A 16,857-nucleotide genomic window follows, 5' to 3' on the forward strand; every position below is an offset into this window, starting at 1 on the left:
TAAATTTAAAAAAGGTTCCATTAGATGGAACCTTTTTTTCTATATGCCAATTTATCACTTACCTGATCTATTTCGTTTTCAATCACATCATTTATATGAAAATGTCTGCCACCTACGTGGCTAATGATGGATGCCTTCATGGTAGCCAAATGAAGTCTTCTTTGCAAGACATTCTGTCTTTTTTCGAAAGCCTGAACCCGCTTGTGGTATAGCTGGACAGTGACACGAGTGATCCGCCGGTAACGGATGAAAAGCCTGTTATCATTTACATATAGACCAGCATCTTTATAGCCCAGCCAGCCCATAAACAAAGCTAGCCCGGACAGTACGATTGGAATCCAAACAAAGGAAGGGAAGAAAATGAACACAGGGATGATTGCAAGTACAAAAATGGTGCTTGATCGGATCAGATACAACGGTGAAGCGGATGCCGGTGGCTTGACCCAATCCACATCTTCATTCCATATGAACTTCGGAACAAACTCTTCCATAAACGCTGGGATTTCCCTAGTTTGTAATAAAGGAAATAATATAGTTGAGTCTGCAATTTGGTCACCTGTTTTACTTCCGGCAATTTCCACAAACACAGACGCATAACCGAAAGCTTGACGGATAATATTTTCCTCGATGCCGACAGCTTGGATCCGATCGAATGGAATAGTCAGCTGCTTTCTTTCCAGTAAGCCTCTTGTAATGATTAATTCGTTTTCTGATCGTTTAATGGTAAAGTTTCCATAACGGATGATAACCCATATCACGCTGATTAAGTAAACAGCAAGCATAAGCATCAGAACCACTATTATTAGTAGGAAAATACTCGCAGATAAGAGCCATTCCAACGTTTCATCGTATATATTTTCAGGAATCAATTCTTCAATTTCCACTAAACCAGCGACAAGGAATCCGATAATCAGACCTACTCCTCCAGAAGTGATACCCGCTAGTAATAAGCGTTGGAAAGTGATTTTTTTCATGATTGGTGCTTGTTCTTCCAGAAGTTCTAATTCCTGTTCTTGACTCTCTTTTAATGTTTCTGTTAATCTTTTCCCCTCTTCCAGAGTAACAGCCCGTAAAGTAGCTTCGGCTTTTGAACCGCCACCTGCTGCTGTTTCGATTTGTATGCTGGTAAGTTTAAATAATCGGTGTAAAACACTCTCCGTTAAATCAATGGATTGAATTCGGTTTTTTGCAATAGAACGCTTTGTTCGTTTGAAGATGCCGTACTCAATCCATAAAGCTTCATCTGTAACATAATAGGAATAACGGTGCCAGGTGAGAACCGCATAAATCAAATTCAGAACTAAAAAGATTCCAAGAAAAATAAAAAATATGAATAAATCACCAGCAAACATGATGACAATGAAATAGAAAAAGAATTCTTTTATTGGTTTAGCCATATTGAAAATTATAGCCGCTGGATGAAGTCGTTTCTTGTTATACATCATCTTCATCTACCCTTGCAAGTTGTGAGATACGATCTCTTAAATCGGAGGCATCATCTTCAGAAAGTGCTGGAATTACATGCGTCGTTGCAGCTGTAGAAATAGAGACACTTGCCACATGATATTTCTTCATCAGTGGACCTTGCTCTGTATCCACATGTTGAACCCGAATCATGGGCACGAGAGTTCGAGTCATAATAAATATTCCATGTTGAATATAAATCTCTTGTTCAAAGATTTCGTATCGCCAGCGCCTATACCGCAGTTTAGGAAAAAGAAATATAAAAAGATAACTGATTATTCCATGGAGGAATATGGAAATGATGATGTAGAGCATAGACCAATCATTGATGATGGTTAGAATGGCTCCTACTATCAGCAATACCCAAATGATACCGGTATATAATACGGCACTGATTTTCCAGACTTTTAATGCTCGTGGATCGATTAGATGTTGTGGAGGTTGTCTCATGATTTATCACCTACTCTGTTTTAACTAAATGATAGTACGAATAGTAATCAATAAAAGTTTCATAACGTTAAAAAAGCCCGGGCGTGTTCGCCCAAGGCTCTTTCTTAGAATCTGCTGAACAGACCGATTATAGCAAGGAGACCAATAATAATCCAAAGCCAATTTTTTCGGATGCTCGCCGGTATGATTCTCTTTTTATTCCAGCGGTTCGGGTCAAAGCTTACATCGCCATCGTTTTCCGGATAATGGTGTTGGTAAGATCTCCAAGGTGAAAATGGTCGGATGCTACGGAGTACAACTGGAGCAATCATGAACCCACCCGCAAAGCCGCCTAAATGCGCAATAATATTGATGTTTCCTCCTACAAAAGACATAAGCACACCAACGATGAAGATGGTCACCACCATCTGTGAACTGCCATAATCAAGTAGATGCTTGCGGAATAAAACCATAAAAATATAAATTCCAAATAAACCGTAAATTGCTCCAGATGCACCCAGATGGAAATATTGCAATGGCTCAAATAAATACGTTGCAATATTTCCGATGATCCCTGTGACTAGGTAGGCTAAAATAAATCTTGTTTTACCAACCATTTGCTCTAATGCTGGTCCGAAGATAACGAGGGCAAATGAATTGAACAGCACATGTGCTGTATCGCCGTGTAAAAATATCGGAGTGGCTAATCGCCAATATTCACCCATGGCGACCAACAGATTATAGCCTATTCCAAAATTACGGATTTCCATACCAATGGGGAGCCGTAGAAAATTGATAATCAGCCAGAGAACGAGATTGATGATTACTATTGTCGAGACAATAGGATATAGTTTTATAAATTCCTTGATACTTCTTTCATTTCGTATGAACAATGAAGGAATCCTCCTGCTTATTTAGTTTCCAAGAAAGCTTAGATAATATTATAATAAATAAAACTTTAGGATATGACCAACAATAGCTACTATTTTTATCAGAGGAGATATGGCGATGATTAAAGGAATTGGAATCGATATTATCGAGTTGGAACGAATTCATAACAGTATTGAAAAAAGTGATCGATTGGCGGAACGGGTTTTAACAGAAAGAGAACTAGAAAGATATGCTTTCTTTGACAATAAGAGAAGACGAATAGAATATTTAGCTGGAAGATTCGCAGCAAAAGAGGCATGCGCAAAAGCCTTGGGTACAGGGATAGGCAAACTTAGCTTTCAACATATTGAAGTGATGAATGATCAACAAGGGGCTCCATATATTGTAGTAGAAGGATATGAAGAATACACCTTTTTCCTTTCCATCAGCCACAGTAAGCAATATGCCGTCGCTCAAGTGATTATTCAAGATTAACAGGACAAGAATCTGCATAAACCAAATAGTTGTCTCATAGTATTTTAATGCGGGCAAGAGGGAACTAATTGATATTGTCACCGCAAAGGAAAAGTACGAGATTGACAAGCACCTTGCAGAATTTCGGTTGAAAAGTAGGAATTGCTTAAGCAACATATCAATCAGTTTAGCTATGTACTCTAATTTTAAGAAGCTACTACGCAGAGTATACGCACGTCTACTCTTATGTCGCGATTTACTATGCAGCACCAGAGTCAGTTTGCCTGAAGGTGATCAGATTGGGCTTATAGAATGATTCATTGATTGGAAGAGATGAAGTTAAGTGATAAGAATTGCAATCAATATTACATGTTATAAGCCAATTCCGATTTATATCCTTCTGGCTTCCAATGTAGAAGAAGCTATAAAAAAAGCCTTTAAATTTAGGAGTGGAGACCAGGGTTGCGAAAATGAAGGTGAAAATATCTAGAAAGCACCTACGCGTCTCAGGTTCTCTAAAGATAAGAGGGTTTCCTTCGTGAAAAAGGGAACTGACCACCTTGACGAATCAAGTTTTCAAACAAGAAAGTTGAATGGCTGGAATATGCCAAAAGCAATCCTTATTTCCAGCAATACCTCTTTTTAATATCTAAACCTAAGCATGATGTGCAACATTCATTAACCGAAAGGATTGCCTTGGTGTGTAAAGTGTACCGTATGTTTTCCTTATAAACGTGATAATGTTCCCTTTGTTAATTGAGACAAGGGAGATATGTGTATGAAGAATCGCTATCTTGGTGTAATATTCATCGTCTTTGGTTTGATGTTCATGGCAGCATGTGGGGAAAAGTCTCAAGAGGACGTGGTGGAGGAGCTGACAGAAGTGTTAGAGGAGATGGATGGATATAAGGCAGAGGCGGAAATGACAATGAAAACTGGACAGGAGGAGCAAAAGTTTTCCATTGATGTTTGGCACCAGAAGGATAATTTCTACCGGGTGAAGCTTGGTCACGCTGGGGATGAGCGAGGGAGCCAAATCATTTTAAAAAATGAAGATGGGGTATTTGTCCTGACACCTGCGTTAGAGAAAAGTTTCCGGTTCCAATCTGAGTGGCCAGATAATAGTAGTCAGCCTTATTTATTCCAATCGCTTGTAAAAGACGTCATACAGGATGAAGAAGCTACTTTTGAAGCGACAGAAACGCACTATGTATTTAAGACACGAACAAATTATCAAAATAACAGTAACTTGCCTTATCAACAAATATTCTTTGATAAGAAAACTTACTACCCAGCTGCCGTACAAGTGTTGAATCCCGATGGCCAAGCTTTAGTAGAAGTGAATTTCAGTGCATTCGATACAGGGGTCAGCTTTGAAGCGGATGACTTTGCGATGGAAAAGAATATGGAAACAATTGCTGAAGAACCAACGTTCAACAGCATGAATGAAAACGACTCCTTTTCTGTAGTCCATCCTCTATATACAGCTGGAGCAGAAGCGGTTGACAGTAAAGAGGTTGAGCTGGAAGATGGGAAACGAATCATCTTAACTTATGACGGAGAAAAGAGTTTTACACTCGTCCAGGAAAAACGCTCAGATGTTCCTGCTTTATCTGCACCTGAAACAGTGCAAGGAGAAATCGTGAATCTCGGATTTACGATTGGAGCGATGTCCGATCAAACCATCTACTGGAACCACAATGGAATTGACTATACATTGGCAAGTGATACACTGACGCAAGAAGAATTGATTGAAGTAGCACAATCTGTCCGTGGCCAAGAAATAAAATGACTCTCAGTATCTCTTGACAAAGCCCCTTAAGATGGATACAGTAAAACAAACTGTGACTTATCTTAAGGGAATATTTTTGTACGGAATATACGGATGCACCCTCAAACCTCTTAAAATAAGGGAATACCCTGATGTTTATCAATTAAAACTCCAACAATACGACAAATTTTCCTTTTTTTTATTGAAAAACTCTTAAGAACCCTTTGCAAATGGGTCTATTCAATGTTAATATTAAGAGGAATTTATATATGAAGTTATATTATATGTTCATCAGTTGGCGGAGGTGCATCATTTTGTCAGAGGGCTTACAGGAAGTGATGGTGAAATTACCTAAAAATCTTCTTAATGAGGTGGATGGATTAGTGAAAAATGATAACAGCGATTTGAGTGAGTTCATTTACCAGGCAACGAAGACTTATCTAGAGCAGAAGAAGAAGGATCATATCCAGCAATTTATGGAAGCGATGCGACGTGGCTATGAGGAAATGGGCCACATTAATCTTAATATAGCTTCAGAAGCTTTTCAGGCTGAAGAGGAGGCTGAAAACACCCTAGAGCGTACAGTGATCGGGGTGTAATAATTTGAACGTTCAAAGAGGCGAAGTATACTTCGCTGACTTATCTCCTGTAGTTGGATCCGAACAGGGAGGAGTACGTCCGGTATTAATCATTCAGAATGATATCGGAAACCGTTTTAGTCCAACGGTTATTGTAGCAGCAATCACTGCACAAATCCAAAAGGCTAAGCTGCCGACTCATGTAGAAATTGACGCCAAAAAATACGGTTTTGACCGAAACTCTGTTATCTTATTGGAGCAAATCCGGACTCTGGATAAGCAGCGACTAACAGATCGTATAACTAAACTAGATAAAGAAATGATGGAAAAAATTAATCGTGCAATTGAAGTTAGCCTAGGGCTAAAAGATATATATGATCACTGATGGAAACTCTTCAACTTTCGTTCGAAGAGTTTTTTTGTTTATCTGTTAAAAACTGGCAGCGTGGGTTCACTTGTCTATTTTCCTGATATAAGAAAAACTGAGAGCGCACCAATAGCTGAGATTAATAATTATTAATATAGATTGGGCTAGTTTACATGTTACAATATAGAAAAAAGTGTGGGAGGGTATCAGGAAAGATAGGTGTTCATCCTGTTTTCCTAAATGAATCTAAATTGGGAAAAATAACCGGTTAATTTATAGGATTATAATGTTTGAAATTGATTCAGAACGGGAATAAGCGTGTTATGATTAGTCTCAATGATTAATATTTGGATATGGGGGTATACGTAATGGATAAAAAAATTAAGCGTATCGTATTAGAACACAGCGACCAGATCGTCCAAATGTGGATGGATAATGTCAGCGAATTAAAAGATGAAAATTACACGACAAATATCGGAGATGAGCTCTATGAAAATACGAATCGTGAATTTGTCAATGTAATATTCAAAAGCATTCAAAATCAGGGGTCATCCGAAGAAGTAGAAAGATTCTCGGAGAAAATTATTAATCTTGGTTGGCCGCTAAGTTACATAACAGACGGATTACAGATTTTTAGACGTGTTACAGTAGATTATATACTGACAAATACAGAAGATATGGATACGGAAGCTATCAAAGTCGCTTTTCAAAGTGTCGATGATTGGATAGAGCCGATTATACGCCAGTTGGTGAATGAATATACAGGTAACTGGGAGAATATTGTTTCGCTTCAACGCGTTGCTTTGCAAGAGTTGTCTGCTCCGCTAATTCCAGTAATGGATGGAATCACGATTATGCCACTCATCGGTACGATTGATACGGAGCGTGCGAAACTTATCATGGAAAACTTATTGCAAGGTACAATCAATCATAATTCAGAGGTAGTATTAATAGATATTACAGGTGTGCCAGTAGTGGATACGATGGTTGCACACCATATCATCCAAGCAGCGGAAGCGGTGCATCTGATTGGTGCGAAGTGTATTTTAGTCGGAATCCGACCAGAGATTGCCCAGACGATTGTAAACCTTGGTATTGATTTAAGTGATTTCTCTACGAAGAGCTCATTGAAGAAAGGCTTTACTTCTGCTCTGGAAATTACGAATCGTAAAGTTGTTCCGCTTGAAGGACAAGCAAAGGAAGAAAAGTTGCGTCATATTCTAAGTTCAGCGAGAGGAGAGTGAAGACCTTGCGCATACCTATTCTGAAATTAAATAACTACTTGTTGATCTCCATTCAAACAGAATTGGATGATCAGACAGCGATTCAGTTTCAGGAAGATTTGTTAGATGAAATCTACAAAACGGAATCAACAGGTGTAGTTATTGATTTAACTTCCGTGGAAATCATTGATTCGTTTATTGCGAAAGTACTTGGTGATGTTGTGACAATGTCGGGCTTAATGGGGGCTAAGGTAGTTTTAACTGGTATTCAACCTGCAGTTGCGATTACGTTAATTGATCTTGGTATCAATATGCAAGATGTGCCAACCGCATTAGATCTCGAGCAGGGTCTGATCAAACTCCACCAGGAATTGGGGGTATAATATGATGAATCCTCAGTCCTGTGTTAAAATCCAAAAGGAGTGGGATATTGTAGGTGCCCGTCAGCTTGGTAGAGAATTGGCCAAAGAGATTGGGTTTGGTACGGTTGACCAAGCTAGAATAGCAACCGCGATTTCAGAACTCGCACGAAATATCTATTTATATGCTAATCATGGAGAAATTCGTTATGAAATTATACAGGTGCCAGAACATAAAGCAGGGCTGTGTTTGATTGCGGAAGATGAAGGCCCAGGAATTTCGGATATCAGTCAAGTGATGAAGGATGGATATACTACTTCTGGGGGATTAGGTGCTGGACTCCCAGGTGTCAAGAGATTAATGGATGAATTCGAAATCCATACTGAGGTAGAAAGAGGCACAAGAATCAGAACAATAAAATGGTTACGTTGAATTCTATAGTGGAAGCTTCGTATCTTGAAAAGGAAGTAGGCTGATAGAAATCCTTGTGGAATAAGTCATCTATCCACCCTGTTCGAGATAATTAATGAATGAATTTGGAGCAGAGAGCTGCTCCTTAGGAAACTATCACTTAACTTCTTGGAGTGTTGCTTACACAGCACACTCCATCGTTAATTTTATGATGGTGTTAATGTAAAGAAGGAACGAGGAGAGTATGATGGAGAATTTTTTCAAGGAAAGAGCAGAAGAGTATAAGAAACTGTTGGCTGAATATATTGAAACGCAGGATGAAAAAGCTTTATATGAAGTAGAGCTGGTCAGTAAAGCGTTTATTAAACATAACATATTACCTGAAGAGATTATTAACTTACATATAAAAGCATTAAAGGAAATATATCCTGACTTGGTTGTGTCTTACGAACATTCCATGGACTTCCTACTAGAGGCCATGATTTCATATGGATTGGCTCATCAGGAAATCCAGGTTCTTCGCGAACAACAAATCGCATTAAAATCTGAAATCTCGATTGCAGCTGAAATGCAGCAGAAACTTTTACGTACGAATAAACCCGAGGTTCCAGGGGTCGATATTGGAGTGATCAGTGTTCCGGCCAATCAGATGAACGGAGACTACTATAATTTTTTATTAAATACAGATGGATCGATTGGGATTGCGATGGCAGATGTCATTGGTAAAGGCATACCAGCTGCCCTGTGTATGTCGATGATCAAGTATTCATTGGACAGTTTCCCGGAGGAGACGATGCGTCCGCCAGTGATTCTTAATAACTTGAATCGTGTCGTTGAGCGCAATGTGGAATCAAATATGTTCATTACGATGATGTATGCCCAATATTTTCCTAATAGTGGAAGGTTAGCCTTTTCTTCTGCTGGTCATGAACCAGGCTATTATTATAATGCGGTTGAAGATCGATTTACGGAAATTACGACACGAGGATTGGTCTTAGGAGTTTCGGAAGACGCAGAGTATGAAGAAAAAGAATTGTTGATTAACAAAGATGATATGGTCATTCTATTAACAGATGGGGTAACAGAGTGCAGGGATGGAGAACGATTTATCGAGATTCATGAAGTGTTGGAAGTGATTAAACAATACTCTCATCTATCTTCTCAGGAAATGGTTGAACAGGTGTATAAACATTTCGAGAGACTGCAAGATTTTAAACTCCAGGATGACTTTAGCTTATTAATTTTAAGAAAAACAGTTTAGAAGAATATTAAACCGGGTATAAACGTATGTGTATACAATTATTACAGAACTAATAATGATAATAAATATGAAAACGGGGGGATAACTGTGGATTTACAGATTAAACATACTGAGAAAAATGAGCAAACCATTATTTCATTATCAGGTGAGATTGATGCATATACCGTTACGAAGCTGAAAGAGACTTTTAGTACAACGATGAACAGTGAGGGTAAAGATGTAATCGTCGACTTAGAAGAGGTTACATATATGGATAGTACAGGTCTTGGCGTGTTCGTTAGTGCTTTAAAGACAGCGAAGGAAAATGATGGAGAACTAAAGTTGGTCAATGTTCAAGACCGTGTATATCGTTTATTCCAAATTACTGGTTTAAACGAAATAATGGATGTCAACAAGGCTGCGATTAGAGGTGTAAATGAATAATGGAAAAATTTGATTTTATTGAGATGACGATCCCTTCTAAAGCAGATTACATCGGAGTTGTTCGGTTAAGTTTATCAGGAATCGCTAATCGGATAGGATTTTCTTTTGAAGATATAGAGGATTTAAAAGTCGCTGTTTCAGAGGCAATCACTAATGCAGTTACCCATGCTTATGATGAAGAAGATAAAGGTGAAATCACCATTGGGTTTGGTGTATATGATGACCGTTTAGAAGTGATGGTTGCTGACAGTGGCGTGAGCTTTAATGTGGATGAAGTTCGTAGACGAGTCGGACCTTATGAGAAATCAAAACCCCTTGAAGATATTCAAGAAGGAGGGTTTGGATTATTCCTGATTGATGCATTGATGGATGAAGTAGAGATTCATGATAATAGTGGGATTATTATAATTATGACCAAATTTATTAATGAAACAGGGGTGGATCTCGATGGCGACCAAATCTCAACCACATCATAAAGGAAGAGATGAGGTATACCAATGGATTAAATATTTACAAGAAAATCCCACTGATGAAGCTGTGCAAGAAAAAATAGTCTTGCGTTATAAGGACTTGGTAGGATCCATTGCGAGAAAATATGCCCGTAATAGTATGATATATGAAGACCTATCCCAAGTAGGGATGATTGGTTTACTAGCAGCGGTGAAGAGGTATGATGAAACATACGGTAAATCATTCGAGTCTTTTGCTATTCCAACCATTATCGGGGAAATCAAGAGATACCTTCGTGATAAAACTTGGAGTGTCCACGTGCCGAGGCGAATCAAAGAACTTGGACCGAAAATCAAAAAAGCTGTGGATGAACTGACTAGAATCAATCAAAAGTCACCTACTGTAGAGGAAATTGCCGATTATCTTGATGTGACATCAGAAGAAGTGCTGGAAACGATGGAAATGGGCAAAAGTTATAAAGCTCTTTCTGTTGATCGTAAAGTAGAGGCAGATTCAGAGGGTAGTACGGTAGCTATTTTAGACCTTGTCGGAAATAACGACGCTGGCTATGATACGATTGATCAACGTATGATCCTTGAAAAAGTTCTGCCGATTCTATCCGAAAGAGAGCAGTTGATTTTACAATATACGTATTTTGAGAATAAGAGTCAAAAGGAAACAGGAGAGTTATTAGGTATTTCACAAATGCATGTTTCGAGATTGTTGAGAAAAGCTTTGTTGAAGCTGCGTGAAGCCATACAGGCCGAGCAATCTGAGGTGTTGGATTAATGACGCAACCCAAAGTGCAGGTCTCTGTCTTCCAACAGCCGAAAGAAGGAAATACTTTCTGCGGGGATAGTTATTTCTATAATGAAACCGAGGATCACTTCATCTGTGCAATAGCAGATGGTCTCGGAAGTGGCGAATATGCGATGGAATCTTCTCAAGCTGTAATTGATATTATTCAGGAAAACAATCATGTCGGCGTGGAAGAGCTCGTATTGAAAAGTAATGAAATCTTATTTGGTAAACGAGGAGTAGTACTTGGAATATTGAAGATTGATTTCAATTCTGAGTCCTATTCCTTCTCTTCTATTGGTAATATTGGAATTATGACGGTAACCGATGGGAATATCAAGAAGCGTAATATACCAAATAATGGATATCTAGCTGGATATAAACGTCACATAAAAGTACAGAACTATAAGCTCCAAAAGAACACAACTTTTATCATGTTTTCCGATGGAGTTCAGGATAAGGAATTATCCAAAAGCTTTTTTATTGATAATGATGTAAAACGGATCACCAAAGCTTATGAAATGACATCAGATAAAAATAAAAAAGATGATACGACTCTTATCGCAATGCGTTACGAAGGTTGAACTAATAAAATCAAATAATCTATCTTATCATAGGGGCACGGATTTAGAGTGACTGTCATATGTAATGACAGTTGTTTTGATTCCGTGTCCCTATTCCAATTAGGCAAGGAACAAGGAATTTGGTAAGATAATGAAATAAGGAGGAGTAGTGATGACCATTACACATACAGACGAATTATTCCAATTAGTAGCGGCTGAAACAAAAATAAATGCTTCCACAATCGAGAAAGTAATCAGCTTATTCGAGGAAGGTAATACAGTACCATTTATAGCGCGCTATCGTAAAGAGATTACTGGTGGACTTGACGAAGTTGATATTAAATTAATCCAGGATAAATGGAATTATGCCCTACAATTAAAACAGAGAAAAGAAGAGGTCCTGAGAATTATCGGAGAGCAGGGCAAGCTCACCGATGAGTTGGAAAAGGAAATCAAAGAAGCGACTCAGCTTCAGCGCGTTGAAGACCTTTATCGCCCGTATAAACAAAAAAGGAGAACGCGAGCAACAAAAGCAAAGGAAAAAGGTTTAGAGCCACTGGCTGTTTTAATTTGGGAACAAGGCAACTTCGATTTACATAAAGAAGCAGAAAAATATTTATCAGAAGAGCATGAGTTGACATCTTTAGAATCTGTATTAGAAGGTGCCAATGATATTATTGCTGAATGGATCTCTGATATTCCGGAACATCGAGAGTATATTCGTGATGAAACGTGGAAACGTGGCAAACTTCTCTCTGAAGTGAAGGATGAAAGTTTGGATGAAAAAAAGGTATATGAAATGTACTACGATTATAATGAAAACGTTCGATCCCTCGTTTCTCATCGAATACTTGCATTAAATCGTGGGGAGAAAGAAGAGGTATTAAAAGTTTCAGTTGAACCACCAGTAGATAAAATCGTGGAATATTTAAATCGGAAAACATTGAAACGTTCTACTTCTGGTGCTCTAGCGGAGTTTCTACAAGCGGCAGTTGAAGATAGCTATAAACGATTGATTCAGCCTTCGATAGAGAGGGAAATACGCAACACACTTTCTGAAAAGGCAGAGGAACAGGCGATTGAGGTGTTCGCTGTTAATCTGAAAAACCTGCTTTTACAGCCGCCGTTAAAGGGTAGGACGATACTAGGAATCGACCCAGCGTTTCGAACAGGCTGTAAACTAGCATTGGTCGATGAGACAGGGAAAGTCCATGATGTATCTGTCATTTATCCGACTGCACCGAGATTGGATTTAAAAGGAGCAGAGAAAAAGGTTCTTGATTTTATTCAGAAGTACGATGTCGAACTAATTGCAATAGGTAATGGAACGGCTTCACGAGAAACGGAACAATTTGTTTCTGATGTGATTCAAAATAACAATTTGGATATACCGTATATTATTGTGAATGAAGCTGGCGCAAGTGTATACTCTGCTTCAGAGTTGGCACGTGAGGAGTTTCCAAATCTGCAAGTCGAGGAAAGAAGTGCAGCTTCAATTGCACGCCGGGTTCAAGATCCTTTAGCAGAGTTGGTAAAGATTGATCCGAAGTCTATTGGCGTTGGTCAATATCAACATGATGTCAGTCAAAAGGCGTTAACAGAATCCTTGAGTTTTGTTGTGGAAACAGCTGTTAACCAAGTCGGAGTAAATGTAAACACGGCATCTACTTCTTTACTGCAATATGTATCTGGTCTAAGTAAGACGGTTGCAAATAATATTGTGAAGCGTAGAAACGAAGAAGGGAAATTTACAAATCGGACTCAGCTGAAAAAGATTCCGCGACTTGGAGCCAAAACTTACGAACAGGCAATAGGCTTCTTACGGATCGTCGATGGTGAACACCCGTTGGACCGTACGCCAATTCACCCGGAGAGCTATAAGAAGACGGAGGAACTTTTAAAGTTGTTAGGATACTCCTTTGGAGATATCGGAACGGAAGAGTTGCGAGGTAAATTTTCTGAAATCAACATTAAAGAGGTTGCTGAACAACTGGATATCGGAGAGCCGACACTCGTTGATATCATCGAAGCGTTGAGTCGTCCAGAACGAGATCCGCGGGATGATTTCCCTCAACCATTATTGAAACAGAACGTGCTCTCGCTCGAAGATTTGAAGCAGGGAATGGAAATGCAGGGCACGGTGAGAAACGTTGTCGATTTCGGTGTATTTGTTGATATAGGTGTTAAAGAGGATGGGCTGGTGCATATCTCAAAAATGTCCAATAAGTTCGTCAAACACCCGATGGATATTGTGTCAGTCGGTGATGTTGTAACTGTTTGGGTGGAAAGTGTAGATGAGAAAAAAGGCAGAATTGCACTTTCGATGGTTAAATAAATATAAAAAAATCTGCAGGGCAAGTATGCTCCTGCAGATTTTTTATTAGTCTTCTTTACTTACTGCTGCTTCAACTTCGCTTAGGTCGATGCCGATTGCTTTCGCTACACCTTCACCGTAAGCTGGATCAGCTTTGTAGCAGTTGACGATATGTCTTAACTGTACATCTTTCGAAACGCCATCCATGTTTCTAGCAGTGTTTTCGAATAGTCTTTCTTGTTCTTCTGAAGATAGAAGACGGAATAGTTTACCTGGTTGTTCGTAGTATAGGCTATCATCTTCATCGAAATCCCAGTAGTTTGCATCTCCGCCAAGCTCTAGTGTTGGCTCCTGATGCTCTTTGCTGTCTTCCCACATACCATAACTGTTCGGGCTGTAAGATACGTGTCCACCTTGGTAAGGTATTACGCGCATTGCACCATCACGATGGTATGGGTGGAAGTTTTCAACGTTTTTCGGATAGTTAACAGGAATTTGCCAGTGGTTAACACCTAGACGGTAACGTTGTGCGTCTCCGTAAGAGAACAATCTTCCTTGAAGCATCTTATCTGGTGAGAAACCAATACCAGGGATGATGTTAGTTGGAGCGAATGCAGCTTGCTCAACTTCTTCAAAGTAGTTTTGTGGGTTACGGTTAAGCTCAACTTCCCCTACTTCAATTAGTGGGAATTCGTCTTTGTACCAAACTTTTGTTAGGTCAAATGGGTTATATCTATGATTTTTCGCTTGCTCATCTGTCATAACTTGGATGTACATTTTCCATTTTGGATTATCGCCGCGCTCGATTGCTTCACGTAAGTCACGTGTACTGCTATCACGATCTTGAGCGATAACTGCTGCAGCTTCATCCTCTGTTAAGTTTTCAATTCCTTGTTGTGAATAGAAATGGAATTTAACCCAATGACGTTCATTATTAGCGTTGAACATACTGTAAGTATGGCTTCCGAACATATGCATATGTCTGAATGTTTTAGGAATTCCACGGTCAGACATGACAATTGTTACTTGATGTAGTGCTTCTGGAAGGCTGCTCCAGAAATCCCAGTTAGCTTGTGCGTTATGCAAGTTAGTTACAGGATCTTTCTTAACTACGTGGTTTAAGTCAGGGAAACGTTTAGGATCTCTGAAGAAGAATACAGGAGTGTTATTTCCAACTAAATCCCAGTTACCCTCTTCTGTATAGAACTTCATAGCAGTTCCACGGATATCACGTTCCGCATCTGCTGCACCACGCTCACCTGCTACTGTAGAAAAGCGGATAAACATATCTGTTTTCTTACCAACTTCTGAGAATAGTTTAGCTTTCGTATATTTAGTGATGTCATTTGTTACTGTTAATGTTCCGTAAGCACCTGCACCTTTAGCATGCATACGACGCTCAGGAATTACTTCTCTATCAAAATGTGCTAGTTTCTCTAAGAACCAGAAGTCTTCCATTAGTAATGGGCCACGAGGACCAGCTGTCTTGGAATCATCATCGTTAGGTACTGGTGCACCAAAAGCTGTGGTCATTTTCATTTTTTTACTTTTGCTATCCATTCTTTTATTCCTCCCTGTTCATTAAATACAATAATTATAATAACACAATCATTAGCAGATTACTATTAATATTGCTTAACATTTATTCGACAACTTGATGGAGAATGATTTTATAGACTGAACAAGCGCTATAATGAAGTTTTATAAAAAAGTCGCGATTGGAGGCGGTTGGAAAGAACTGTTTTTCAACTCCTTCATATTTTCTCATTTGGATAAATTAATTGAGAATGGAAGAGGTGTGGATTCGTTAAGAATGGTAGATTTGCATTTCGTTTTTACTATTTTAAAGTAGAACTGTTTGTAATTACAATAAACTTGCTTGAACTGTTATACCTATAGCTATAGCGAAAGTAAAATAACAGTTGTAGATTAAAAGAGTTAAATTTAAGGGGATTTTATTAAATCGAACTATGATACAATACTTTTAGAATTATAATGAAGGAAGTAATTTAATGTTAATGAATCATGAAGAATTGAAAGATCTTGTAAATCGAATTTCTATTACCTACTTTGATAAGCCGTTTACTGATGAAGTTCGATTCAATACCAGATTGAGAACTACTGGTGGAAGGTATATGCCTGCAAAAAGATTGATTGAGCTTAACCCTAAGTACGCCATGGAAATGGACAAGAATGAATTTTACGGCATTATTAAACACGAACTCACACAATCTATGATATGAATTTTTGTGGTTTTAATGATAAGTGCTGTAAAATCGAAGGGTTTAAACATAATATATTTTGGTTTTAATTTTATTTTTGGTTTTAACCATTTTCTAATGTGCTTTTTGCTGAAATTAATTGTGTTGTAATGAAGAGAGGGAGGTTGTTCTTAATTGTCTTGCCATTTCACAGAAGAGGATTTAGTTAATTATGCCCAGCGATTTGCAAAAGAGCATTGGGATCGAGAGTTTGATATACGAATTGAACTTGTTAATAGGGATTGGAGAAGAAAACTAGCGAGTTATCATTTTAATTCGAAAACAGGTGATAAGTTTATCAGAATGAGCAAGGTTGTTAATGAAAGATATTCTAATGAGGAGGTTTTAAATAGCCTTTTGCATGAAATGGTACATTGGGTATTACATACAACAGGAAAGCCTTTTAGAGACGACACGAAAGAGTTTGTTGAAGAATGTATTAGAGTTGGTGCTTCTTTCAGTAAAACCAAAACTGCTCAAAAGGCATTTAAGAATTATTCTAAGAGTTTAAATAAGTAATAATATCGTGTTAATATTCCTATTAAAGAAAGGGTTGAAACATAGAGCTATAGGTTTAAATTAGAGTTCGATTAAAGGTACATCGCAACCCTGTGTAATACTGTAACTAGACAAATCCATTTTGATCATTCTTTTTTCAAAATGGATTCGTCTCTTTTAAATATAGCAAGAGTTTTTATAATAAAGAATGAATATTTTAAGGATTTCTTATTCAACTAACGCACCCGTTCGTAATATAAGGTTAGCCAGAAATTACTGGTTGACCTTTTTTTATAAGGTTTTATTATTACGGTAGTCGGGGTAGAACGTCGCACCCGTGGG

At 38.4% G+C, this 16,857-nt stretch carries 20 protein-coding genes; 16 read left to right on the forward strand and 4 right to left on the reverse strand.

Annotation, left to right across the window (positions count from 1 at the left end):
* Positions 1-20 precede the first annotated feature (20 nt).
* The 3 genes from ACFSBH_RS16015 to ACFSBH_RS16025 all read right to left on the reverse strand — a co-directional run bounded on the left by ACFSBH_RS16015 (position 21) and on the right by ACFSBH_RS16025 (position 2,786).
* Positions 21-1,397 carry a PH domain-containing protein gene (locus tag ACFSBH_RS16015; protein WP_379598567.1) on the reverse strand — a complete coding sequence of 459 codons (1,377 nt, stop codon included), beginning with the start codon at positions 1,395-1,397 and terminating at the stop codon, positions 21-23.
* 37 nt (positions 1,398-1,434) lie between these two features.
* Complete coding sequence (locus ACFSBH_RS16020; protein WP_251517374.1) at positions 1,435-1,914, reverse strand: PH domain-containing protein; 480 nt, start codon at positions 1,912-1,914, stop codon at positions 1,435-1,437.
* Positions 1,915-2,018: 104 nt separating this feature from the next.
* On the reverse strand, positions 2,019-2,786 hold the full coding sequence (locus ACFSBH_RS16025) for a rhomboid family intramembrane serine protease (protein ID WP_379598569.1): 768 nt from the start codon (positions 2,784-2,786) through the stop codon (positions 2,019-2,021).
* Positions 2,787-2,901: 115 nt separating this feature from the next.
* On the opposite strand from ACFSBH_RS16025, the gene acpS reads away from it, so the two are divergent.
* The 13 genes from acpS to ACFSBH_RS16090 all read left to right on the forward strand — a co-directional run bounded on the left by acpS (position 2,902) and on the right by ACFSBH_RS16090 (position 13,777).
* On the forward strand, positions 2,902-3,258 hold the full coding sequence (gene acpS / locus ACFSBH_RS16030) for a holo-ACP synthase (protein ID WP_251517915.1): 357 nt from the start codon (positions 2,902-2,904) through the stop codon (positions 3,256-3,258).
* A 757-nt stretch (positions 3,259-4,015) separates the two neighbouring features.
* Positions 4,016-5,029 carry a LolA family protein gene (locus ACFSBH_RS16035; protein ID WP_251517912.1) on the forward strand — a complete coding sequence of 338 codons (1,014 nt, stop codon included), beginning with the start codon at positions 4,016-4,018 and terminating at the stop codon, positions 5,027-5,029.
* Positions 5,030-5,322: 293 nt separating this feature from the next.
* A complete protein-coding gene (locus ACFSBH_RS16040; protein ID WP_251517570.1) occupies positions 5,323-5,607 on the forward strand; it encodes a CopG family ribbon-helix-helix protein in 285 nt (94 codons plus the stop codon).
* Positions 5,608-5,611: 4 nt separating this feature from the next.
* Entirely contained in the window at positions 5,612-5,971 is a 360-nt protein-coding gene (locus ACFSBH_RS16045) for a type II toxin-antitoxin system PemK/MazF family toxin (RefSeq protein ID WP_251517568.1), read from the forward strand.
* 350 nt (positions 5,972-6,321) lie between these two features.
* Positions 6,322-7,197: an RsbT co-antagonist protein RsbRA gene (locus tag ACFSBH_RS16050; RefSeq protein ID WP_251517567.1), complete on the forward strand. Its 876-nt coding sequence runs from the start codon at positions 6,322-6,324 to the stop codon at positions 7,195-7,197.
* Between the two features lie 5 nt (positions 7,198-7,202).
* Complete coding sequence (locus ACFSBH_RS16055) at positions 7,203-7,559, forward strand: STAS domain-containing protein (RefSeq protein WP_285853898.1); 357 nt, start codon at positions 7,203-7,205, stop codon at positions 7,557-7,559.
* A gap of 4 nt (positions 7,560-7,563) precedes the next feature.
* A complete protein-coding gene (locus tag ACFSBH_RS16060; RefSeq protein ID WP_251517569.1) occupies positions 7,564-7,968 on the forward strand; it encodes an anti-sigma regulatory factor in 405 nt (134 codons plus the stop codon).
* Between the two features lie 226 nt (positions 7,969-8,194).
* Positions 8,195-9,208, forward strand: coding sequence for a PP2C family protein-serine/threonine phosphatase (locus ACFSBH_RS16065; RefSeq protein WP_251517565.1), 1,014 nt, complete (start codon positions 8,195-8,197; stop codon positions 9,206-9,208).
* Between the two features lie 87 nt (positions 9,209-9,295).
* The gene (locus tag ACFSBH_RS16070; protein WP_251517564.1) at positions 9,296-9,631 is read left to right on the forward strand and encodes an STAS domain-containing protein; all 336 of its coding nucleotides are present in this window, start codon (positions 9,296-9,298) and stop codon (positions 9,629-9,631) included.
* Positions 9,631-10,107: an anti-sigma B factor RsbW gene (gene rsbW, locus ACFSBH_RS16075; RefSeq protein ID WP_251517561.1), complete on the forward strand. Its 477-nt coding sequence runs from the start codon at positions 9,631-9,633 to the stop codon at positions 10,105-10,107. The genes ACFSBH_RS16070 and rsbW overlap by 1 nt, the downstream gene beginning before the upstream one ends.
* Positions 10,079-10,870: an RNA polymerase sigma factor SigB gene (sigB, locus tag ACFSBH_RS16080; protein ID WP_251517559.1), complete on the forward strand. Its 792-nt coding sequence runs from the start codon at positions 10,079-10,081 to the stop codon at positions 10,868-10,870. The genes rsbW and sigB overlap by 29 nt, the downstream gene beginning before the upstream one ends.
* Positions 10,870-11,463, forward strand: coding sequence for a SpoIIE family protein phosphatase (locus ACFSBH_RS16085; protein ID WP_251517557.1), 594 nt, complete (start codon positions 10,870-10,872; stop codon positions 11,461-11,463). Before sigB ends, ACFSBH_RS16085 begins: the two co-directional genes overlap by 1 nt.
* 151 nt (positions 11,464-11,614) lie before the next feature.
* Positions 11,615-13,777 carry a Tex family protein gene (locus tag ACFSBH_RS16090; RefSeq protein ID WP_251517556.1) on the forward strand — a complete coding sequence of 721 codons (2,163 nt, stop codon included), beginning with the start codon at positions 11,615-11,617 and terminating at the stop codon, positions 13,775-13,777.
* A gap of 45 nt (positions 13,778-13,822) precedes the next feature.
* Here ACFSBH_RS16090 and ACFSBH_RS16095 read toward each other — a convergent pair whose 3' ends face one another.
* Positions 13,823-15,316 carry a catalase gene (locus ACFSBH_RS16095; RefSeq protein WP_251517554.1) on the reverse strand — a complete coding sequence of 498 codons (1,494 nt, stop codon included), beginning with the start codon at positions 15,314-15,316 and terminating at the stop codon, positions 13,823-13,825.
* A gap of 133 nt (positions 15,317-15,449) precedes the next feature.
* Here ACFSBH_RS16095 and ACFSBH_RS16100 point away from each other — a divergent pair, with 133 nt between their 5' ends.
* The 3 genes from ACFSBH_RS16100 to ACFSBH_RS16110 all read left to right on the forward strand — a co-directional run bounded on the left by ACFSBH_RS16100 (position 15,450) and on the right by ACFSBH_RS16110 (position 16,536).
* The gene (locus tag ACFSBH_RS16100; RefSeq protein ID WP_379598575.1) at positions 15,450-15,608 is read left to right on the forward strand and encodes a hypothetical protein; all 159 of its coding nucleotides are present in this window, start codon (positions 15,450-15,452) and stop codon (positions 15,606-15,608) included.
* Between the two features lie 160 nt (positions 15,609-15,768).
* Positions 15,769-15,999: a SprT-like domain-containing protein gene (locus ACFSBH_RS16105; RefSeq protein WP_349774382.1), complete on the forward strand. Its 231-nt coding sequence runs from the start codon at positions 15,769-15,771 to the stop codon at positions 15,997-15,999.
* Between the two features lie 153 nt (positions 16,000-16,152).
* Positions 16,153-16,536, forward strand: coding sequence for a SprT-like domain-containing protein (locus tag ACFSBH_RS16110; RefSeq protein WP_251517551.1), 384 nt, complete (start codon positions 16,153-16,155; stop codon positions 16,534-16,536).
* The last annotated feature ends 321 nt before the right edge of the window (positions 16,537-16,857 follow it).

The sequence above is a fragment of the Oceanobacillus luteolus genome (assembly GCF_042678205.1).
Lineage (GTDB): Bacteria > Bacillota > Bacilli > Bacillales > Amphibacillaceae > Oceanobacillus > Oceanobacillus luteolus.